This window comes from Methylobacterium sp. E-012 (assembly GCF_057836545.1).
Window position 1 is genome coordinate 4,870,842 of record NZ_JBYQEY010000001.1, and the last position, 21,688, is coordinate 4,892,529.

Genomic DNA, 21,688 nt, shown 5'->3' on the forward strand with positions numbered 1-21,688 from the left:
TCACGCCGCCCGCGCGGACCGGCGCTCCAGAAGCGCCGGGAGGAGCTTCAGGTTCAGGGGCTTGGCCAGGAAGCCGTCGAAGCCGGCCGCCCGGGCGGCGGCCTCGTCGTCCCGGCCGACATTGGCCGTGAGCGCGACGAGATGGAGGCGGCCGGTGCCAACCGATTCGGCGGCGCGGATCCGGCGGGCGGTCTCGTGTCCGTCGAGCCGCGGCATGCGCACGTCGATCAGGGCGAGGTCGAAGGGGCCGTTCGCATCGAGCTGCTCCAGCGCCGCGAGGCCGTCCGGCGCGTGGACGACCTCGGCGCCGAGGCGCTCCAGGGCGCGGGTCGCCAGCAGGGCGTTGATCGGGTTGTCCTCGGCGAGCAGGACGCGCATCCCGGCGCCGGCTCGCGGTGCGGCCGCTTGCGGGATTGCGGGCGCTTCGGACGGGCCGGTCGGTGCCAACAGGCGCTCGAACAGGGACCGGTCCCGAACCGGCTTGATCAGATAGCCGTCGAACCCGGCCGCGCCCGGGGCGCCGAACCCGCGCCGGTCGAAGGGCGAGAGCAGGACGAGGCTGCAGGGCACGCCGCAGGCGCGCGCCGCATCGGCGAGCTGCCGCACGGCCGCGTCCCCCAGGGCCCGATCCGCCAGCATGACGTCGAAGGCCGCCCCCGACAGGGCGTCGAGGCCGGCGTCGCGGGTGTCCACGATCACGGTCGCGGCACCGGCCCGGGACAGGCAGCGGGCGAGGTAGGGCGCCTGGAACGGCGAATCGGCCACGATCAGGCACCGGCGGCCGTCCAGGCGCGGCAGCGGATCGGGGCCGGACCGCGCGACCGCGACCAGCTCCGGCAGCGGCAGCGCGACCCGGAAGGTCGTGCCCCGCCCGAGGCGCGAGGCCGCGTCGATCCGGCCACTCATCCGGGTCACCAGCCGCCGGGTGATGGCCAGCCCCAGTCCGGTGCCCTCGTGGCTGCGGCTGGCGCTGCCGTCCCCCTGCTCGAACTCCTCGAACAGGACGGGCAGGCGCTCCTCCGGGATTCCCGGGCCGGTATCCGCCACGGCGACCACCACTTCCCCCGGTCCGGTCTCCGCCCGCTCGAAGGTCAGGCTGACACCGACGCCGCCGCGCTCGGTGAACTTGATGGCGTTGCCCGCGAGGTTGATGAGGATCTGCCGCACCCGGTCGGCATCGCCCACGAGGCTCGCGGGGAACCCTTCCGCCACGTCGAGGGCGATCTCGATCCCCTTGTCCTGGGCCCGGGGCGCGAGGAGCTCGACGACCCCTTCGGCGATCGCGGGTAGGCTGAACGGTTCGGCGGCGAGATCCAGGCGCCCCGCCTCGATCCGCGAGAAGTCGAGGACGCCGTCGATCAGGCCGAGCAGCGCCCCGCCGCTGGTGCGGACGGCCTCCACGTAGGTGCGCTGCTCCGGATCGAGCGCGGTCCCGAGGACGAGGTCGGCCATCCCCAGGATGCCGTTGAGGGGCGTGCGCATCTCATGGCTCACCGTCGCCAGGAACCGGGATTTCGCGACGCTCGCCGATTCGGCCCGCTCCAGGGCCGCGTCGCGGCTGCGGATCGCCTCGACCCGGGCGGTCACGTCCCGGCCCGCCTGCAGCCAGTGCGTCGCGTCGCCATGCGCCACCGGCATCTCCACGAAGGCGAACCAGCGCACGCGCCCGTCGACCGAGCGGACCTGCGCCTCGAGGCGACGCACGCCATCCGCCCCGATCTCGACGGCGTTGCGCTCCAGAATCTCCAGGTCGATCTGCGCGCCGAGCAGTTCGATCGGCGCGCGTCCGAGCAGGCGCGCGTAATCGTCGTTGGCGTAGGTGATGCGGCCCCTGGCATCGCGCTGGACGATCACCTCCGTGGTGGCGGCGACCAGGGCCCGGTAGCGGTCCTCGCTCTCGCTGATCCGCCACAGGCGGTCGTGCAGCCGCTCGGCCTCGTCCGGTCCGACCCGCCGCGCCCGCCAGCGGTCGAACGCCAGCGCCGCCGCGACCAGGAGCGCCAGCACCAGCGCGATGTCCTCGACGACCATCGATGCCTCCCCGGCAGGAGGCCGGTCCGCCGCAGGATCGCAGGCGAAGCTGAAGGCGCCGTTGGGAAAGGCCCTTAATCGCCGGTTGCCGGATGCTGCGACCTGAAATGTTCGCCGCACCGCGATCCGAACGGCGCCCCGGGAGTTGCCTGCCAGGATTACGGCCCGGATGGAGACACCTATGCCCGGCGAGCATTACGACGTCATCATCGTCGGATCCGGTCCCGGGGGCGGCACGATGGCGTGGCGTCTGGCCCAGACCGGCAAGCGCATCCTGCTGATCGAGCGCGGCGACTACCTGCTGCGTGAGCCGCGGAACTGGGACAGCCAGGCGGTGATCGTCGACGGCTACTACCAGACCAAGGAGACCTGGTACTCCTCCGACGGCAGCAGCTTCCACCCGGGGCTCCACTACTACGTCGGCGGGAACTCGAAATTCTACGGCTCGATCCTGTTCCGGCTGCGGGAGCGGGATTTCGGCGCGATCCGCCACGAGGACGGGATCGCGCCGGCCTGGCCCGTGGGCTACGACGAGTTCGAGCCCTACTACCAGGCCGCCGAGGAGCTGTTCCACGTCCACGGCCAGCGCGGCGAGGATCCGACCGAGCCGTGGTCGAAGAAGCCCTACGCCCATCCGCCGGTGGCGAACGAACCGCGGATTCAGGAGCTGTATGACAATCTGAAGCGGGCCGGCCACCACCCGTTCCACCTGCCGGTGGGCGTGCGCCTCGTCGAGAAGGATGGCCGGGCCGTCCCGACCTCCCCCTGCATCAAGTGCGAGTCCTTCGACGGCTTCCCCTGCCCTACGAACGGCAAGTCCGACGCCCAGACCATGGTGGTCGATCCCGCCCTGCGGGACTGCCCGAACCTGACGCTCCTCACCCGGACCTACATCGAGCGCCTCGTCACCGATCCGGCCGGGCGTACCGTCACCGGCGTCGTCGGGACCCGCGACGGGGCGCCCTTCGAGGCCTCGGCGGACCTCGTGGTGGTGGCCTGTGGCGCCCTGTCGTCGGCGCTGCTGCTGCTGCGCTCGGCCAGCGGTCAGCACCCGAACGGCCTCGCCAACGGCTCGGATCAGGTCGGGCGCAACTACATGCGCCACAACAACTCGACCGTTCTGGCGATCTCGAAGACGCCGAACCCGACCCGGTTCCAGAAGACCCTCGGGGTCAACGACTTCTACTTCGGCGACCCCGACCCGAAGGACGGCTGGGATTTCCCGCTCGGCCACATCCAGATGGTCGGCAAGTCAGACGGGGCCCAGATCCACGGCGAGGGCCTGCCCGGCTTTCTCCAGTGGTTCCCCGACAAGCCGTTCGACTGGATCGCCAAGCACTCCGTGGATTTCTGGCTGACCTCGGAGGACATCCCGCTGGCGCAGAATCGGGTCTACTACAAGGACGGCAAGGTCCATCTCGACCTCACCGAGACGAACGCAGCGGCGCACAAGCGGCTGCGGCACAAGTTGCGGGAGATCTGCAGCTTCACCGACATTCACCCGCACCTGTTCGACCGCTCGCTCTATCTCGGCAAGAACGTGCCGATCGGCGGGACCGCCCACCAGGCCGGGACCCTGCGGTTCGGCGACGATCCGGCCACCTCGGTCCTCGACCGGCACTGCAAAGCGCACCAGCTCGACAACCTCTACGTCACCGACGCGAGCTTCTTCCCGTCGATCGGGGCGGTGAACCCGACGCTCACGATCGTCGCCAACGCATTGCGGGTGGCCGATCACCTCGTCGCGCGGATGGGCGCCCGGGACCAAATTCCGCCGCCCCGCCTCTACGACTACACCGAGCCGCGCGAGCCGCTGCCGGCCTGACCGGGGCGGGCCAAAGCCTGGCGCATCGGCCTGGATATCAGAGTCAGGACGATGCGCTAGGTCTTTGGTTCGGCATCGTCTTTTTCCGAAATCCGGAAACCACCTTTCGGGATGATGCGGTAGCGGATGTTGCTATAGCTCGGCGGTGGCACCAACCGATCGAGGCGCCCGTGGCCATCGACCATATCGATCTCAGCCGGATCGACCTGAACCTGCTGGTCGCCCTGGACGCGCTGCTCGACGAGCGCAGCGTCACCCGGGCGGCCGCCCGGGTGGGGGTCGGCCAGTCGGCGATGAGTTCGAGCCTTGCCCGCCTCCGGCGCCTGTTCGACGACGAGCTCCTCACCCGCGCGCCGGACGGGATGCGGCCGACGCCGCGGGCCCTCAAGATCGCCGAGCCCCTGCGCGCCACCCTCCGCCAGGTGCAGGCGCTGGTGCATCGGGAGGAGCGCTTCGATCCGGCCACGGTCGCGCGCACGTTCACGGTCAGCCTGCCCGACAGCGTCGAGGTGCTGCTCGGGCCGCGGCTCATCGCCCAGCTCCGCCGGGAGGCGCCCGGGATCCGGCTGCTCCTGCGCTCCGTCGAGCAGGCTCGCATCCTCGATGAACTCGATGCCGACCGGGTCGATATCGCCATCGGGTTTTTCTCCGAGGGACAGATCCACCACAAGCAGCGGCTGCTCTACCGGGACAGCTACGTCGTCCTGTTCAACGCCGACCTGATCGGCCTCCTGCCGCCGATCGACCTCGATGATTACCTGCGCTTCCCCCATGTCCTGACCTCCCTGCGCGAGACCGCGCACGGGGTGGTGGACGATGCCCTCGCCCTGATCGGCCGGTCGCGCACGCTCGCCGTGACCACGCCCCGCTTCCTGGTCGTGCCGTTCCTGGTGCGGGCCGCCCCGGTGATCGCCACGATGCACGCGCGGCTCGCCACCTCCTTCGCCAGCGCCCTGGCGCTGAGCGTCAGCCCGGTCCCGGTGGCGCTGGACGACGTGGCCGTGACGATGCTCTGGCACGCCTCCTACGACCGCGATCCGGCCCACCGCTGGCTCCGGGACCAGCTGGTGAAGCTCGCCCACGTGCCGCCGCCGCCCGGCATGATCTGACGGCCTGCCTCACAGGCAGGGATCCTCCGCGGCCTCCAGGCGGCCGCCCGCGATCGCCTCGCGGAACAGGGCGAAATCGGCGGCGTTGCGCTCGGCGTAGGCCGCCGTCCAGTCGGCGATGGCGGCGGCGAGTTCGGTGTTCTTGCCGCTGCCGCAATAGCCGGTGATCGCCGCCGCGTCCCCGGTCCGGGCATGGGCGCGGGCGAGGAGCGCCCCATAGGCGTAGGAGAAGGTCAGGAGTGAGGCGCCCGACATCCGGGCGATCGGGATCGCGCCCTTCAGGTTCTTCATCTGGCGCACGTAGAACGGGCGGCCCGCGATGCTGGTCCAGCCGAGCAGCGGATCGCCCACCGCCTGCAACAGCCGCTGGCCGTAGATCACCCGCTCGCCCTGGTGGTCGGCATAGGGGGCCGGCATGCCCGGCAGGTAGGGGGCATGCGCGGGGGTGAGCGCTTCCTTGACCTGGAGGAAGAGCGCGTCCGCGTCGGAATTGCCGAACAGCAGGGCGAGATAGGCCCGGGTCCCGACGCTGCCGACGCCCACGACCCGGTGGGCGACATCGACCACGTGATAGCGGTCGAGCATGAAGCGCCGCTCGCGCGGGAGGGTCTCGGCGTAGCGCTCCAACCCGGTGACGATGTCCTCCCGCGTGGCGTCGTCCACCGGCGTGAGGATCGGCGCATCCGATTGCAGGCGCCAACTCCCGTCGGTGCGCCGCTCGGCCACCTGGGCGAGGAGGCTGCGGTTGTTCCGCCGCCGCGCCTTGTCCACCGCCCGCCGGACCATGGCCCGGGCTTCGGCGTCGAGCCGCAGGCCGGCAAGGTGGGGCGTGTCGGCCCGCGTCGTCTGGTACCAGACCTCCAGGGAGCCCTGGGGCGCCAGCCGGCGCATCGTCTGCTGATAGCCGGCGACCGCCTCCATGACGGCTTCGCGGCGCGCGGTGGCGGGCGCACCGGCATCCGCGGTGGCGACCGTCAGGCCGGCGGCGAGGCGCTTCAGATCCCATTCCCACGGGCCGATCGTGACCTCGTCGAAATCGTTGAGGTCGAGGACGATGTCGCGCTGGGGCGTGCCGAACAGGCCGAAATTGTCGGTGTGGGCATCTCCGTTCATCACCACGTCGATGCCGCTGCGCGGCCCGCGCGACAGGTCGTAGGCCATGACATGGGCGGCCCCCCGGAGGAACGCGAAGGGCGACGTCGCCATGCGGGCGACTCGCAGCGGGATCAGGTGCGGCTGCCGCCCGCGATGGGCCCCCTCGATCAGGGCGACCGGATCGGGGCGCTCGGGATCGGACCCGAAGGTGCCCTGCGCCGCGAAGGGAACCTCCGCCCGCAGCCGCTTGCCCGCGTGACGGCGCTTGTCCCAGGATTCGACGCCGGTGCGGAGGTCGATGCGCGGGAAATCCGCGATCGGTGCCAGCACCGGATCCGTCTCCGGCGCCGACGATTGCGGCGCGGCATCCGCCGATTCTACCCGTTCGCTGGTCGCCCGATCCATGAATTCATAATTCCCTGAGCGGAGGTCAACCTTGACCGTGCGACGCCGTTCCGGGCCTCGCCGAGTCTCCGGAGGATAGCATCGACGCACCCTTGTGACGGTTAAGGCCCGGACCGGCCTTGACCACTTCCGGTGGCGGCACTCTAACCGACCGACGCCTCGGACGGGCTTTCTCCGCCGGGACGGTGCGACGCGCTGGCCGGGACGGTCCGGGCGCCGCAGTCACGCCGATGCAGCAGCGGGACTTCGCATGCCCAAGGGTTCAGATCTCCTCGTCGCGGCCCTCGAGAACGAGGGTGTCGACCGCATCTTCGGCATCCCCGGTGAAGAGAATCTCGACGTCGTCGAATCCCTGCGCAACTCCAAGATTGAGCTGGTCCTGACCCGCCACGAGCAGGCGGCGAGCTTCATGGCGGCGACCCATGGCCGCCTCACTGGCCGGCCCGGGGTCTGCCTGTCGACCCTCGGCCCGGGGGCGCTGAACTTCTCCACCGGCGCGGCCTACGCGTATCTCGGCGCGATGCCGATGATCATCATCACCGGCCAGAAGGGCATCCTGTCGTCCCGCCAGGCGCGGTTCCAGATCGTCGACGTGATCAGCTCCATGAAGCCGATCACCAAGATGGCCCGGCAGATCGTCTCCGCCTCCTCGATCCCCACCATCGTGCGCGACGCGTTCCGGGTCGCCACCGAGGAGCGGCCGGGCCCGGTGCTTCTGGAACTGCCTGAGGACATCGCCGCCGAGAAGGCCGAGGCCGATCTCGTGCCCTCGCACCCGATCGACATCCCGGTCGCCCATCCGGCCGCCATCGAGCGCGCCGCCGCCATGATCCTGAAGGCCGAACGGCCGCTGATCATGCTGGGCGCCGCCGCGAGCCGCCCGCGCGCCACCGGCGAACTCGGCGGCTTCGTGCAGCGCACCCAGATCCCGTTCTTCACCACCCAGATGGGCAAGGGCACCGTCGCGAGCGGCACCAACCTCTATATGGGCACCGCGGCGCTGTCGGAGCGCGACTACGTGCACGAGGCGATCGACCGGGCCGACCTGATCATCGCCATCGGCCACGACACGGTGGAGAAGCCGCCGTTCTTCATGGGACAGGCGGACCAGAAGGTGCTCCACATCGGCTACATGCCGGCCAACGTCGAGCAGGTCTACTTCCCCGATGCCGAGGTGGTCGGCGACCTCGGGCCGACGCTGAAGCTGCTGGCCGACAGGCTGGACGGGAAGCTCCCCAACGCCGGCGCGCTGCTGCACCTGCGCGAGCACATCCTCAGCCACATCGCCGACCGGGCCGGCGAGGACCGCTTCCCGGTGACGCCGCAGCGCCTCGTGCGCGACGTGCGCCGGGTGATCCCGGAGGACGGCATCGTCTGCCTCGACAACGGGATGTACAAGATCTGGTTCGCGCGGAACTACCGCACCTACGTCGCCAACACGCTGCTCCTCGACAACGCGCTCGCCACGATGGGCGCGGGCCTGCCCTCCGCCATGATGGCGGCGATGCTCTACCCCAACCGCCGCGTGATGGCGGTGTGCGGCGACGGCGGGTTCATGATGAACAGCCAGGAGCTGGAGACCGCCGTGCGGCTCAAGCTCAACCTCGTGGTGCTGGTGCTCGACGACTCGGCCTACGGGATGATCCGCTGGAAGCAGGCGGTCGACAAGTTCGCCGATTACGGCATGACCTTCAACAACCCGGATTTCGTCCTCTACGCCCAGTCGTACGGGGCCAGCGGCCACCGGGTGGAAACGGTCAACGACCTCGTGCCGACCCTCGACCGCGCCTTCGCGGCGGGCGGCGTCCACCTCGTGGCGGTGCCGATCGACTATTCCGAGAACACCCGGGTGCTGGTCGACGAGCTGCGCGCCAAGGTGAAGGACTTCGAACCCGCCGAGTGAGTTCGGCGTCGCGGATCGGTCGGCAAAGACAGGGCTGTGCGATGAACCCGTTCACCTTCCAGACCACGCCGAACGTGCTGTTCGAGGCCGGTGCCTCAAAGAAGCTGCCGGAGATCGTCGGCAGCTTCGGCGCCAAGCGCGTCCTGCTGGTCACCGACAAGGGCGTGCGCAGCGCCGGGCTGACGCGGGCCGCCGAGGCGGCGCTGGCGGAAGCCGGCGTCACCCTCGACGTGTACGAGGACGTGGTGGCTGACCCGCCCTCCACGGTGATCGAGGCGGCGGCCAAGCGTGCCCTGGAACTCGGGACCGATCTCGTCCTGTCGATCGGCGGCGGCTCGGCGCTCGATACCGCCAAGCTCGTGGCCTATCTCGCCAAATCCGACGAGCCGCTCGATTCGATCTACGGCGTCGGCCTCGCCAAGGGCGACCGGCTGCCGCTGATCCTCGTGCCGACCACCGCCGGCACCGGCTCGGAGGTGACGCCGATCTCGATCGTCACGACGCCCACCACCGAGAAGAAGGGCGTCGTCGCGCCCAAACTCCTGCCCGACTGGGCGGTGCTCGATCCGGAGCTGACGCTGGGCCTGCCGGCCCACGTCACGGCGGCCACCGGCATCGACGCCATGGTCCACGCCATCGAGGCCTTCACCAGCAAGAACAGGAAGAACCCGATCTCCGACCAGCTCGCCAAGCAGGCGCTGGCGCTGCTCTCGGCCAACATCCGCACGGCCTGCACGGACGGCAGGAACCTCGAGGCGCGCTCCGGCATGCTGCTCGGCTCGATGCTGGCCGGCATGGCCTTCGCCAACGCCCCCGTGGCGGCGGTGCACGCCCTGGCCTACCCGGTCGGCGCTCTCTTCCACGTGCCCCACGGCCTCTCGAACGCCCTGGTGCTGATGGGGGTGATGCGCTTCAACCTCTCCCACGCGGAGGCGCTCTACGCGGAACTCGCGCCGATCCTCGATCCCGCGGCCGCGGACCTGGCGCCGGCTCAGGCCGCCGCCCGCTTCGTGGACAGCCTCGACGCGATCTGCCGCGACTGCAAGGTGCCGGCCTCGCTCGCCGAGGTCGGCGTCGCCCGCCAGGATCTGGAGCGCATGGCCGCCGACGCGATGAAGCAGACGCGGCTTCTCGTGAACAACCCGCGGGAGGTCACCTACGACGACGCCTTCGCGATCTACGCTGAGGCGCTGGGAGAGACTCGGCCGGCGGCGTGAGGGTGCGGGTGGCGTGCGATGTCCCGCCATCCACCTCATCCCTTGCGGATTTGCACATCGACGGATGAGACCGACGACCAACCCACGCGCGCCTTCCCTCCCCCCTCTGCGGGGGAGGGTGGCCCCTGCGTCAGCAGGGGTCGGGAGAGGGGAGCGACGGTTCAGAAGGGGGCGGACGCCTTCAAGATGGGTAGAGCCCTGTTCTGCACCGTCGCGCCGCCCCTCTCCCGACCCCCGTCGGGGGCCACCCTCCCCCGCAGAGGGGGGAGGGAAGAGGCGGGTCATGCGATCGAGTCTGTAAGCTGACGACAGGCTTCGCGAATACGCGAAGCCCAAAAAGACCGGGAGGGAACGCCAGCATGGATCAGTTCGACGCGTTCCGGGCGATGGGCGAGTTCTGGACCCGTACCGGTTTGGGATTCCTGTCGGGGAGCGCCGGCCAGGCCGCGCCCGGCTCCGGCTGGCCGGTCTTGCCGGAGGGGGATCTCGCCGGCCTCGCCGCCGCGCAGGCCAAGCTGACCGAGGCTTGGACCGCCGCCACCGCCCTGTCGCAGACCCTGGCCGAGTCGTTGCAGGGCGGCCCCGGCGCGCCGGACCCGACCGCCGGGGCGGTGCTCGCCCGGATCTTCGATCCGCAGGCCTGGCTCGGCGGCTCGGCCGAGTTCGACGCGGCGCTGACCCGCATGGCCGAGGGCCCGCAGCTCGCCGACCTGTGGCAGACGGAACGGCGCTACGGGGCCCTGTTCACCGCCTGGGCGGCTCTGCGCCGGACGCAGGGCGAGCATCAGGCCGTAATGCTCGACGCCTGGACGCGGGCTGCCGGTACCTTCGCCCAGGAGGCCAACGCCCGTGCCGAACGCGGCGAGGGCTTCGCCTCCGCCCGGGCGATGGTGACGCGCTGGGTCGAGACCGCCAACGCGATCCTGCTCGAGGTCCAGCGCTCGGAGAAATTCCTGGCCTCGCAGCGCGCCGTGCTCAAGGCCTCGACCGATCTGCGCCTCGCGCAGCAGGATCTGGCCGCCTTCCTGGCGGATTTCTACGGCCAACCGACCCGGGCCGAACTCGACGACGTGCACAGGAGCCTCACCGAACTGCGCCGGGAGGTTCGGGCCCTGCGCCGGGAACGCCGGATGGCGGCGGCGCGGCCGGCCCGCAGCGGCGGGGTCGCGGCCAACGGGGAGATCCATCATGGCTGACAGGGACGGTTCGACGGGCCCGGCGGTGCCGCTCGCCCTCTCCCCCGCCGAGATGCTGGCCGAGGTCGGCGCCCTCGGCCAGCGCATCAGCGCGGGCGCCAAGCTGTTCGCGGAGGTACGCGACGCGGACGTGGAGATCGCCACCACGCCCAAGGATCTGGTCTGGAGCCAGGACAAGGTCCGGCTCTACCGCTACCGGCCGCTTGCGGAGAGCCGAGGCCTGCCGCCGGTGCTGATCGTCTACGGGCTGATCGGCCGCTACACGATGGCCGACCTGCAGGAGGACCGGTCGCTGGTCCGCAACCTCCTGAACCTCGGCCTCGACCTCTACGTGGTCGATTGGGGCAATCCGGGCCGGGCCGACCGCTACGTCACCATCGACGATTACGTGGACGGATACCTCGCCGAGTGCGTCGCCGTCATCCAGGAGGCGGCCGGGCGCGAACGGATCAGCCTGCTCGGCATCTGCGAGGGCGGGGTCTTCACCACCTGCTACGCGGCGCTCTACCCCGAGACCGTCAACGCGATGGTGCTGACCATCACGCCGATCGACTTCCACGCCGATGTCCGGGACGAGCGGGCCGGCCACGGCTTCATCAACGTCTGGATGCGGTCGCTCACCCCCGAGGATATCGACCGGCTGATCGAGGCGCAGGGCTCGCTGCCCGGGTCGTTCATGGGCTCGGTCTTCTCGATGATGACGCCGATGCGCACCATGACGAAGTACAACCTCGACCTGCTCGACGCCCTGGACGACAAGAAGAAGTTCCTGAACTTCCTGCGCATGGAGAAGTGGATCGCCGACCGTCCGGACCATCCCGGCGAGGCAGCCAAGCAATGGCTGAAGGACCTCTACCAGGACAACAAGCTCGTCCGGAGCGCCTTCGAGCTCGGCGGCCGGACGGTGGACCTGAAGGCCATCACCTGCCCGGTGCTGAACGTCTTCGCCCAGGACGACCACATCATCCCGCCGGCCACCTCGCAGGCGCTGAAGGATCAGATCGGCACGGACGACTATACCGAGATGGGCCTGCCCGGCGGCCATGTCGGTGTCTTCGTCGGCGGCAAGGCGCAGAAGTTGCTGGGGTCGGGCATCGCCGAGTGGCTGGGCGAGCGGGGATAGGATGATCGCGCCACGGTCCTCGCAAAGCGCGACGCCCCCGCCCTCCCCCCTCTGCGGGGTAGGGTGGCCCCCGAAGGGGGTCGGGAGAGGGGAACCCGGGTTCCGGAAGGGTCGCAGCCTTCATGAAGGGCGCAGCCAGTTCCTGCACCGTCGCTCCCCTCTTGCGGGACTTCGTCCCGGCCCGACCCCTGCTGACGCAGGGGCCACCCTCCCCCGCAGAGGGGGGAGGGAAAGGCGCGCGCGCCAGGCCCAGAGGACCACCCCATGGGCAGCCTGAAGAACAAGATCGTCAGTGCCGACGAGGCCATCGCCATCCTCCAGGACGGCGACATGGTCGCGGTTTCGGGCTTCGTCGGCATCGGTACGCCGGACGAGCTGATTCTGGCGCTGGCCCGGCGGTTTGAGTCCGGCGCCGGCCCGCGCGGGATTGGGCTGATGTTCGCCGCCGCCCCCGGAGACGGCAAGGAGCGCGGTCTCAACCGGCTCGCCATCCCGGGGCTCGTGCAGCGCGTGGTCGGCGGCCATTGGGCCCTGGTACCGAAGCTCGGCGCGATGGCGGTCGAGGGCCTGATCGAGGCCTACAACCTGCCGCTCGGCGTGGTCTCGCACCTCTACCGGGAGATCGCCGCCCATACGCCGGGCCACATCACCAAGGTCGGCCTGCGCACCTTCGTGGATCCGCGGCTCGAGGGCGGCAAGCTCAACGCGGTGACACAGGAAGACCTCGTCAGCGTGGTCGAGCTCGGCGGCGAGTCCTGGCTCCACTACAAGGCCTTCCCGGTGAACGTCGCGCTGATCCGCGGCACCACGGCCGATCCCGCCGGCAACATCACCATGGAGCGGGAGGCGCTGACCCTCGACAATCTCGCCGCCGCCATGGCGGCCAAGAACTCCGGCGGCTTCGTCATCGCCCAGGTCGAGCGGCTGGCCGAGGCCGGCTCGCTCGCCCCCCGCGAGGTCCAGGTGCCGGGCATCCTGGTCGATTGCGTGGTGCTCAGCCAACCCGAGAACCACCGCCAGACCTACGGCACGCCCTACAACCATGCCTTCACGGGCCGGCAGCGGGTCCCGCTGGACCGGATCCCGCCCATGGCCCTCGACGCCCGCAAGGTGGTCGCCCGCCGCTGCGCCTTCGAATTGCCCCCGGGGGGCGTGGTCAATCTCGGCATCGGCATGCCCGAGGGGGTCGCGGCGGTCGCCGCCGAGGAACGGGTGCTGAAATACCTGACGCTGACCGCCGAGCCGGGCGTGATCGGCGGCCTGCCCCAGGGCGGGCTCGATTTCGGCGCCGCCCTGAACCCGGCCGCGGTGCTGCACCAGAACCAGCAATTCGACTTCTACGATGGCGGCGGCCTCGACCTCGCCTGCCTCGGGCTCGCCCAGTGCGACGCGGAGGGCAACGTCAACGTCAGCCGCTTCGGCAAGCGGCTCGCGGGCGCGGGCGGCTTCATCAACATCTCGCAGAACGCCAAGAGCCTCGTCTTCGCCGGCACCTTCACGGCCGATGGGCTGAAGGTGACGGTGGAGGACGGCGGCGTCCGCATCCTCGCCGAGGGCCGCTCCCAGAAATTCATCGCCGCGGTCGAGCAGGTGACTTTCTCGGGGGCCTACGCGGCCGAGCGCGGCCAACCGGTGCTCTACGTCACCGAGCGCTGCGTGTTCCGCCGGACCCGGGCCGGCATGGAACTCGCCGAGGTCGCCCCGGGAATCGACATCGACCGGGACATCCTGGGCCGGATGGGCTTCACGCCGATCGTGCGCGATCCGAAGCCGATGGATCCCCGCCTGTTCCGCGAGGCCGTGATGGGGCTGGAACCCTGGCTGCTCGGCCTCTCCATGGCGGAGCGGATCAGCTACGATCCGGAGCGCAACATCCTGTTCTCGAACCTGGAGGGGTTTCAGGTCCGGACCATCGACGATGTCGAGCTGGTGCGCCGGGAATACGAGCGTGCCTGCCAGGAGATCGGCCGCAAGGTCCATCTGATCGCCAATTACGACGGGTTCGAGATCGACCCGACGGTGAGCGACGCCTATTTCTCGGCGATCGCCTATCTGGAAAAGCGGTACTACGAGACCGCGTCGCGCTACACGACCAGCGCGTTCCTGCGATTGAAACTCGGTGCCTCGTTGGCGAGCCGCGATCTGGCTCCCCATGTATTCGAGACAAAAGCCGAGGCGCAGGCGAGGAATACGTCCCAGAGCGTGCCGCTCAAGACGCGGACGGCCATGTCCGAGCCCGACAGGCCGCAGCCGCCGAAGGAACCGTTGAATGCCTGAGACCGAAACCCTGTCCCTGAAGGACCGCGCCCTCCTGGTCGAAGCCTGCCTGATCGGCGGCCAATGGTCGGAGGCCGCCTCCGGCAGCATCGACGTCACCAACCCGGCCACCGGCGCGGTGATCGCCCGGGTGCCGAATGCCGGCGCCGCGGAGACCCGCAAGGCGATCGAGGCGGCGCATGCGGCCTATCCGGCGTGGCGCGCCAGGACCGCCAACGAGCGCGCGGTGCTGCTGCGCAAGCTCGCCGCGCTCGTGACCGAGCATCAGGAGGATCTCGCGCAGATCCTCACCGCCGAACAGGGCAAGTCGCTGGCCGAATCCCGCGGTGAGGTCGCCATGTCGGCGGCCTACGTGCTGTGGTTCGCCGAGGAGGCCCGGCGCGTCTACGGCGACGTGATCCCCTCCCCCTGGGGGGACCGCAAGATCCTCGTCACCAAGGAACCGGTGGGCGTGGTCGCGGCGATCACCCCGTGGAACTTCCCGTCCTCGATGATCGCCCGCAAGATCGCCCCGGCGCTGGCCGCCGGCTGCCCGATCGTGATCAAGCCTGCCTCGCAGACGCCGCTCTCGGGGCTGGCCTGGGGCGTGCTGTGCGAGCGCGCGGGTTTCCCGGCCGGGGTGGTGAGCATCCTCACCGGCTCCGCCCGCGCGATCGGCGGGGAGATGACCGGCAACCCCTTGGTCAAGAAAATCACGTTCACCGGCTCCACCGAGGTCGGCAAGGTGCTGCTGGAGCAGGCCTCCCACACGGTGAAGAAGGTCTCGATGGAGCTGGGCGGCAACGCGCCGTTCATCGTGTTCGGCGACGCCGATCTCGACCGGGCGGTGGCCGGTGCGATGCTCGCCAAGTTCCGCAATTCCGGCCAGACCTGCATCTGCACCAATCGCTTCCTCGTGCAGGACGGGATCTACGACGCCTTCGCGGAGAAGATGGCCGAGGCGGCCAACCGCCTGAAGGTCGGCAACGGCACCGAGGAGGGCGTCGCCCAGGGGCCGCTGATCGACATGGCGGCGATCGAGAAGACCGAGGCGCATATCCGCGACGCCGTCGAGAAGGGCGGTCGGGTGATCGCCGGCGGCCACCGGCACGCGCTGGGCGGCCAGTTCTTCGAGCCCACGGTGATCACCGGCGCGACCCCCGACATGGCGGTGGCCCGCGAGGAGACTTTCGGGCCCCTGGCGCCCCTGTTCCGGTTCCGCGACGAGGCGGAGGCGATCCGCCTGGCCAACGACACCGAGTTCGGGCTCGCCTGCTACTTCTACACCCGCGACCTCGGCCGCACCTTCCGGGTCGCCGAGGCGCTGGAATACGGCATGGTCGGCATCAACGAGGGGATCATCACCACCGAGGTGGCACCCTTCGGCGGCGTGAAGGAATCCGGCCTCGGCCGCGAGGGCTCCTACCAGGGCATCGAGGATTACCTGAACACCAAGTACCTCTGCGTCGGCGGGCTCGGCGGCTGACGCCGCTCGGGAAGCGGGCTGTCGGGAGCCGCCGGCGGCCCGCGACTGCCCGCCTGCGGATCCGGTGACCGTCAGGCTGGCTGAGCGTTGTGGATCTGGTCGAAGTCGAGGGACGCCGTGTCGATCACGATCTGCGTCCGGCTGATCACTTCGAGCTTGCGCAGGATCTCCGAGACATGGGCCTTCACGGTCGAGTCGCCGACCTGAAGCTCGTGGGCGATCTGCTTGTTCAGCTTGCCCTGCCGGATCATCATCAGAACCCGCACTTGCTGCGGGGTGAGGCGGGCGAGGCGCTCAGGCAGCGGCGCCTTCTTGGACCGGGATTCCGGCGCAGCCGCCTCGGTGAGGCCCGGCGGCAGGAACAGCGACCCGCTCAGCACAGCACCGATCGCCCGGGTGAGCGTCGCCTTGTCCATGGCCTTCGGGACGAAGCCGGCCGCCCCGTGCTGCAGGGCCTCGCGCATGATCCGCGGGTCCTCGTGACCGGAGACGATCAGGATCGGGACGCGCGGGAAGCGCGCCCGGATCGAGATCAGCCCGTCGAAGCCGGAGGTGCCCCGCATCGACAGGTCCAGGAGCGTCAGGTCGATGCTCCTGTTGGTCGCCAGCACTGCGCAGGCTGCCTCGATCCCGTCGGCCTCGTCCAGCATTGCGTCCGGATGCGCGAGACGGATCGTGGCCGCCAGGGCGTCCCGGAACAGCGGGTGGTCGTCGACGATCAGCAGATGCACGGACAACGTGGTCCTTCTTTCGAAAACCCCACGGGTGCCGTCGAGAACCGGGACGGGAGGGTCGAGGATTGCTCGAAGCGGCCCCGGGGCGCAAGCGGATGCTGAGGGAGCCGCCGGCACCCCGGGGCCTCGGCGGGCCGTCCCGGAGCGAGCCAGCGGCCCAATCCCGGGGCTTGGCACTTCAGACGCGGGCCGGGCCGGCCTTCTCGCCAAGGGCCTGACCACGGGCTGCACGATCCTGGCGCGTGAGCGCGGTGCCCGGCGGGTCGCCGCTTACCCGTGCAGCGCCGTCCGCTCCACCAGCAAGATTCCGCTTCACCGACTCGATCGAAAATCCGATCTGCTAGCGCGCCGTGCGCAGAATCCCCGGTCTGCAGAACCTATCAGGTTCGGCCTCGATCGAGGCCGGCGCATCGGCCGCGTCCGTCTGCGCTACCGGCGCGCCGAGCGCCGCCATGAGAATGCGCAGACCGTCGATCCACTCCTCGACCTCAGCGAGCGACGCGAAGCCGTCGCGCCGGATCACGGTCTCGGGTTCGATCGTCACGACGGCGTCGAAAGTGCCGTCCGGTCCGTCGCTGATCCAGTAATAGACGCGCCGTGCCATGGTTCGAAAATAGGCCAAAACCCGCGGCGTGATAAGATTGTTCGCGATTTTTTCACGGTAAAACAGGGACCCGTCGCGGCTATCGCTCCTTCGACGCCGCCGGCCCCGCGCGCGTGCCGTGTCACCGGCACGCGCGCCGAACAGGCCGGTTGCCACCCTGGCGGCGGGCGCTCTACCCTCGCCGCATGATCGAGCCGCCTCCTTCCCGACCGCGCCAGCGCTTCCAGACCTTCGACGATCCGGGCCACCGCAAGGGCGCCGAGCGGATCGAGGCGCTGCGGTCGGCCCTGCGCGAGGCCGGCCTCGACGGTTTCGTCGTGCCGCGCGCCGACGAGCATCAGTCGGAATACGTGCCCGCCGATGCCGAGCGGCTGGCCTGGCTCACCGGCTTTACCGGCTCCGCCGGGACCGCGGTGATCCTGACGGATTCCGCCGCCCTGGTGGTGGACGGCCGCTACACCCTTCAGGCGCCCGAGCAAATCGATACCGCCATCCTCACGGTCGTGCCCCTGGCCGAGTCGACGCCGGAGGCGTGGATCGGCGCTCACCTCAAGCGCGACCACGTGCTCGGTTATGATCCGTGGCTGCATACGCCGGACGGGCTCGCGCGCCTGGACCGGGCCGCCACCAAAGCGGGGGGCGCGATGCGCGCCGTGCCGAATCTGGTCGACGCGGTCTGGGCCGGCCGGCCGAAGCCGCCCGCCGGGCCGGTCGTCCGCCACCCGGATGCCCTGGCGGGCGAGACGGTCGAGGAGAAGCTGGTTCGGGTGCGCGCGATCCTGGCCGAGGCCGGCTGCGACGCCCTGGTGATCTCGGACCCTCACAACCTCGCCTGGGCGTTCAACCTGCGGGGTGCCGATATCGGCCATACGCCCCTGGCGCTCGGCTACGCGATTCTGCCCCGCGAGGGGCTGGCACGCCTCTTCCTGGTCTCGGCGGAGGTCGACCCGGCCCTGCGCGCGGCCCTCGCCCCCGTCGCCGAGATCCTGCCCCGGGCCGCGCTGGAGGACGGGCTCGGATCCTTGAGCGGGGTACGGGTCCGGCTCGATGCGGCGACGGGCGCCGTCGCCCTGAAGGAAAAGATCGAGGCGGCCGGCGGCACCGTCGATGTCGGCAAGGATCCGATCACCGGGATGAAGGCGGTGAAGAACGCCGCCGAGATCGCCGGCGCGCGCGATGCCCATGGCCGCGACGGGGCGAGCGTCGTGCGCTTCCTCGCCTGGCTCGACGATGCGGCCGCGGCGGGCGGTCTCACCGAGATCGCCGTGGTCGAGGCGCTGGAGGATTTCCGCGCCGCCGGTGGCGACCTGCGCGACGTGTCGTTTCCGACGATCTCGGGATCCGGACCGAATGGGGCGATCGTCCACTACCGGGTCACCCGCGCTAGCGACCGGGCGGTCCGGCCCGGCGAGCTGTTCCTGATCGATTCCGGGGCGCAATACCTGGACGGCACCACCGATATCACCCGCACCGTCGCGGTGGGGGAGCCGAGCGCCGCGATGCGCGATCGCTTCACCCGGGTGCTGAAGGGCCACGTCGCTATCGCCCGGGCGGTCTTCCCGAGGGGCACGACCGGCGCCCAGATCGACGCCTTCGCCCGGGCGCCCCTCTGGCAGGCGGGGCTCGATTTCGACCACGGCACGGGCCATGGAGTCGGGGCGTTCCTCTCGGTCCACGAGGGGCCGCAGCGCATCGCCAAGACCGGCACGGTGGCGCTGGAGCCTGGGATGATCCTGTCGAACGAGCCTGGCTACTACGCCGCCGGCGCCTACGGCATCCGGATCGAGAACCTCGTCCTGGTCGAGCCGCGCGCGGTTGCGGGCGGCGAGCGCCCGATGCTCGGCTTCGAGACGCTGACGCTCGCGCCTTACGACCGGCGGTTGATCGATCCGGACCTGCTCGATCCGGGCGAGCGGATCTGGATCGACGCCTATCACGCGCGGGTCCGCGAGGTCCTGATACCGGTCCTTGATGCCGGCGCGCGCACATGGCTGGAGCGGGCGACGGCGCCGCTGCCGGGCTGACGCCGTTACGGCCTTGGGGCGCAAGATGGCCGCTCTTGTGCTGCCGCGCGGCGCAGAACGGATCGACAGATGTCTCGAAGCCGGTGCGCGCTCCGGCCGTGGTCCCGGAGCGTATCGGCACATGCCTCAACGTGCCCTGTATCTCGCCGAGCCGGCTGGAGGATTTGGGCGCCCTTTCGTTCGATCGCCCGTGCGGTCGTGGAATTGCAGAAGCGGCGGCAGGCCGCCGATGACGATCCCGCACAGTCGTTCGTTCCGACAGATGCGCGCGCCGCCCTCGGACTCCGCCCGCTCGGCAGTCGACCACTTTTGCCGGTTGCGGGACGATCAACGGACGGCGTTCCTCGACCTGGTGCTCTTTGAGCCCCGCGGTTGAAGGCCGTCGATGTCGCGGCCCATGGGTCGATCATCCGGGTGCGGGACACGCATCGATTCGGCGCGCTATAAGGCGTCCGTCACGGAAAAGTCCGCCCCAGGCTCGAAGAGACCGCGCGTGAAACCGCGCCCGCCCGGCGCGCGAAGGGACAGCATGATCCGCCGCTTCGCCTTCCAACTCCTGCTGTTCGCCGCCTGCTGCACGCCCGCTTTGGCGCAGGGCCTGCGCACGCCGCCGGATCTCGTGCGGTCGAGCCTCGTGGCCGAGCCCGGCGCGGTGACGGGGGCGCAGCCCTTCACCCTGGCCGTGCGCATGCAGGTGAAGCCCGGCTGGCACGTCTACTGGCGCAATCCGGGGGATTCCGGGCTGCCGCCCGAGGTCACCTGGACCCTGCCGGCCGGCTTCAACGCCGGGGCGATCCGGTGGCCGGCGCCGGAGCGCATCCCGATCGCGACGCTGATGAATTACGGCTACGAGGGCGAGGTCACGCTCCTCGTCCCCGTGACGCCGCCGCCGAGCCTCGATCCCGCGACCCCGGTGGAGATCCGGGCCAAGCTGACCTACCTCGTCTGCGAAACCGAATGCGTGCCGGGCTCGGCGGACCTCGCCCTGACCCTGCCGGTGGGGGCACCGCGGCCCGATCCCGACATCGCGGCCCTGTTCGCCCGCGCCCGGGCCGCCCTCCCCGCACCGGCGCTTTGGCCACTGCGCCTGTCGAGCCAGGGCGACACTCTGCGGCTCGACTTCGCGGCGGCTGGCCTCCGGCCCGACGCGGTCCGGAACGCCGCCTATTTCCCCTATGCCGAAACCGCGATCGACAATGCCGCCGCACAGGTGATGTCGGCCGACGGGACCGGCCTGCACCTCACCCTCGCCCGGAGCAGCCCGACCGATCCGGCGCCCGAGGCCCTTCCCGGCGTGCTGACCCTGGACGAAGTGACGGAGGACGGCAGCCGCCACCTCGCCTTCGCGTATGGCGACGAGCCCATGCTCCCGGCCGTTGGGCCGCCGGTCGACGCGGCGACCCCGCGGCCGGCGTCCGTCCCCGACGGGGATGCGCTGACCCTCGCGACCGCCGCCGCCTTCGCCTTCCTCGGCGGCTTGATCCTTAACCTGATGCCCTGCGTATTCCCGGTGCTGTCGATCAAGGTGCTGGGTCTCGTCCGGCATGCCGGCGAGAGCCCGGCCCGCCTCCGGTTGCACGGCTTCGCCTACACGGCCGGCGTGCTGGCGAGCTTCCTGGGGCTCGCCGCCCTGCTGATCGCCCTGAAGGGCGGCGGGGCTGCGATCGGCTGGGGCTTCCAACTGCAATCGCCCGCCGTGGTGGCGGGGCTCGCCTATCTGCTATTCGCGATGGGCCTGAACCTGTCCGGGGCGGTTCAGATCGGGGGCCGGCTCGCCGGTCTCGGCGACGGGCTGGCCCGGCGCGCCGGCCTGAGCGGCTCGTTCTTCACCGGCGTGCTCGCCACGCTGGTGGCGACGCCCTGTACGGCGCCGTTCATGGGCTCGGCGGTGGGCTTCGCCCTGACCCAGAGCGCCGGCGTGGCGCTCGCCGTCTTCGCGAGCCTCGGACTCGGCCTGGCCCTGCCGTTCCTGGCGCTGACCCTCTGGCCGCCGGCCCTGCGGGCGCTGCCGCGGCCGGGCGCCTGGATGGAGACCCTCAAGCAGGGGCTCGCCTTCCCGGTCTATGCCACCGTGGCCTGGCTGATCTGGGTCCTGGCGCAGCAGGTCGAGCCGAGGGGGCTTCTGGCGGCGTTGATCGGCCTGGTGCTGGTGGGCTTCGCCGCCTGGGCCTGGGAGCGCGGGCGCGGCGCTGCGCCCGGGGCCGCCCGGATCGCGCAGGTCGGCGCGGCCCTGGCGCTCTTCGCGGTCGCGGCCCTCGTGCTCACGCTCCCGCAGGACCGTGCGGGTCCGGGCGCGCAGGCCTTCACCAGTGGCGCCGAGCCGTTCACCCAGGCGCGCCTCGACACGCTGGTCAACGCGGGCAGACCTGTCTTCGTCAACATGACGGCGGCTTGGTGCATCACCTGCGCGGTCAACGAGACCACCTCCCTCTCTACGAAGGCGGTGCGGACCGCGATGGCCGAGCGGGGCGTGACCTACCTTAAGGGCGACTGGACCAACCAGAATCCCGAGATCACCCGCCTCCTGGAAAAGCACGGGCGGAGCGGCGTGCCGCTATACCTGCTCTATGCCGGCGCGGGGGAGCCTCTGGTGCTGCCCCAGATCCTCACCGAGGGGACGGTGCTTCAGGCTCTGGCCTCGGTTCCGACCGCCGACAAGAGCGCCGCGCTGACCCGCTGA

14 protein-coding genes are annotated in these 21,688 nt (G+C 70.6%); 10 read left to right on the forward strand and 4 right to left on the reverse strand.

What is annotated here, in order from left to right:
* On the reverse strand, positions 1 to 2,031 hold the full coding sequence (locus AC3IF1_RS23265; RefSeq protein WP_489219528.1) for an ATP-binding protein: 2,031 nt from the start codon (positions 2,029 to 2,031) through the stop codon (positions 1 to 3).
* A 181-nt stretch (positions 2,032 to 2,212) separates the two neighbouring features.
* On the opposite strand from AC3IF1_RS23265, the gene AC3IF1_RS23270 reads away from it, so the two are divergent.
* Both AC3IF1_RS23270 and AC3IF1_RS23275 read left to right on the forward strand, forming a co-directional pair.
* The gene (locus AC3IF1_RS23270; protein ID WP_489219529.1) at positions 2,213 to 3,856 is read left to right on the forward strand and encodes an FAD-dependent oxidoreductase; all 1,644 of its coding nucleotides are present in this window, start codon (positions 2,213 to 2,215) and stop codon (positions 3,854 to 3,856) included.
* Positions 3,857 to 4,026: 170 nt separating this feature from the next.
* Positions 4,027 to 4,965 carry a LysR family transcriptional regulator gene (locus AC3IF1_RS23275; protein ID WP_489219530.1) on the forward strand — a complete coding sequence of 313 codons (939 nt, stop codon included), beginning with the start codon at positions 4,027 to 4,029 and terminating at the stop codon, positions 4,963 to 4,965.
* A gap of 9 nt (positions 4,966 to 4,974) precedes the next feature.
* Here the strand turns inward: AC3IF1_RS23275 and AC3IF1_RS23280 are convergent, their stop codons facing one another.
* Positions 4,975 to 6,390, reverse strand: coding sequence for a DUF2252 domain-containing protein (locus AC3IF1_RS23280; RefSeq protein WP_489219531.1), 1,416 nt, complete (start codon positions 6,388 to 6,390; stop codon positions 4,975 to 4,977).
* A gap of 325 nt (positions 6,391 to 6,715) precedes the next feature.
* Here AC3IF1_RS23280 and AC3IF1_RS23285 point away from each other — a divergent pair, with 325 nt between their 5' ends.
* From AC3IF1_RS23285 to AC3IF1_RS23310, 6 genes are all read left to right on the forward strand, one after another.
* Positions 6,716 to 8,368, forward strand: a complete 1,653-nt coding sequence (locus AC3IF1_RS23285) for an acetolactate synthase large subunit (RefSeq protein ID WP_243973585.1) — start codon at positions 6,716 to 6,718, stop codon at positions 8,366 to 8,368.
* Between the two features lie 41 nt (positions 8,369 to 8,409).
* Positions 8,410 to 9,585: an iron-containing alcohol dehydrogenase gene (locus AC3IF1_RS23290; protein ID WP_489219532.1), complete on the forward strand. Its 1,176-nt coding sequence runs from the start codon at positions 8,410 to 8,412 to the stop codon at positions 9,583 to 9,585.
* A 359-nt stretch (positions 9,586 to 9,944) separates the two neighbouring features.
* A complete protein-coding gene (locus AC3IF1_RS23295) occupies positions 9,945 to 10,781 on the forward strand; it encodes a poly(R)-hydroxyalkanoic acid synthase subunit PhaE (protein ID WP_489219533.1) in 837 nt (278 codons plus the stop codon).
* Between the two features lie 52 nt (positions 10,782 to 10,833).
* On the forward strand, positions 10,834 to 11,904 hold the full coding sequence (phaC, locus tag AC3IF1_RS23300; RefSeq protein WP_489220452.1) for a class III poly(R)-hydroxyalkanoic acid synthase subunit PhaC: 1,071 nt from the start codon (positions 10,834 to 10,836) through the stop codon (positions 11,902 to 11,904).
* Positions 11,905 to 12,168: 264 nt separating this feature from the next.
* A complete protein-coding gene (locus AC3IF1_RS23305) occupies positions 12,169 to 14,181 on the forward strand; it encodes an acyl CoA:acetate/3-ketoacid CoA transferase (RefSeq protein WP_243973581.1) in 2,013 nt (670 codons plus the stop codon).
* A complete protein-coding gene (locus AC3IF1_RS23310) occupies positions 14,174 to 15,646 on the forward strand; it encodes an NAD-dependent succinate-semialdehyde dehydrogenase (protein WP_489219535.1) in 1,473 nt (490 codons plus the stop codon). The genes AC3IF1_RS23305 and AC3IF1_RS23310 overlap by 8 nt, the downstream gene beginning before the upstream one ends.
* A gap of 71 nt (positions 15,647 to 15,717) precedes the next feature.
* Here AC3IF1_RS23310 and AC3IF1_RS23315 read toward each other — a convergent pair whose 3' ends face one another.
* Positions 15,718 to 16,377, reverse strand: coding sequence for a response regulator (locus AC3IF1_RS23315; protein WP_243973605.1), 660 nt, complete (start codon positions 16,375 to 16,377; stop codon positions 15,718 to 15,720).
* A 343-nt stretch (positions 16,378 to 16,720) separates the two neighbouring features.
* Positions 16,721 to 17,140 carry a hypothetical protein gene (locus AC3IF1_RS23320; RefSeq protein WP_489219536.1) on the reverse strand — a complete coding sequence of 140 codons (420 nt, stop codon included), beginning with the start codon at positions 17,138 to 17,140 and terminating at the stop codon, positions 16,721 to 16,723.
* A gap of 29 nt (positions 17,141 to 17,169) precedes the next feature.
* Between AC3IF1_RS23320 and AC3IF1_RS23325 the strand changes: the two genes are divergently transcribed.
* Both AC3IF1_RS23325 and AC3IF1_RS23330 read left to right on the forward strand, forming a co-directional pair.
* Complete coding sequence (locus AC3IF1_RS23325; protein ID WP_489219538.1) at positions 17,170 to 19,008, forward strand: aminopeptidase P family protein; 1,839 nt, start codon at positions 17,170 to 17,172, stop codon at positions 19,006 to 19,008.
* A 529-nt stretch (positions 19,009 to 19,537) separates the two neighbouring features.
* Positions 19,538 to 21,688, forward strand: coding sequence for a protein-disulfide reductase DsbD family protein (locus AC3IF1_RS23330; RefSeq protein ID WP_489219539.1), 2,151 nt, complete (start codon positions 19,538 to 19,540; stop codon positions 21,686 to 21,688).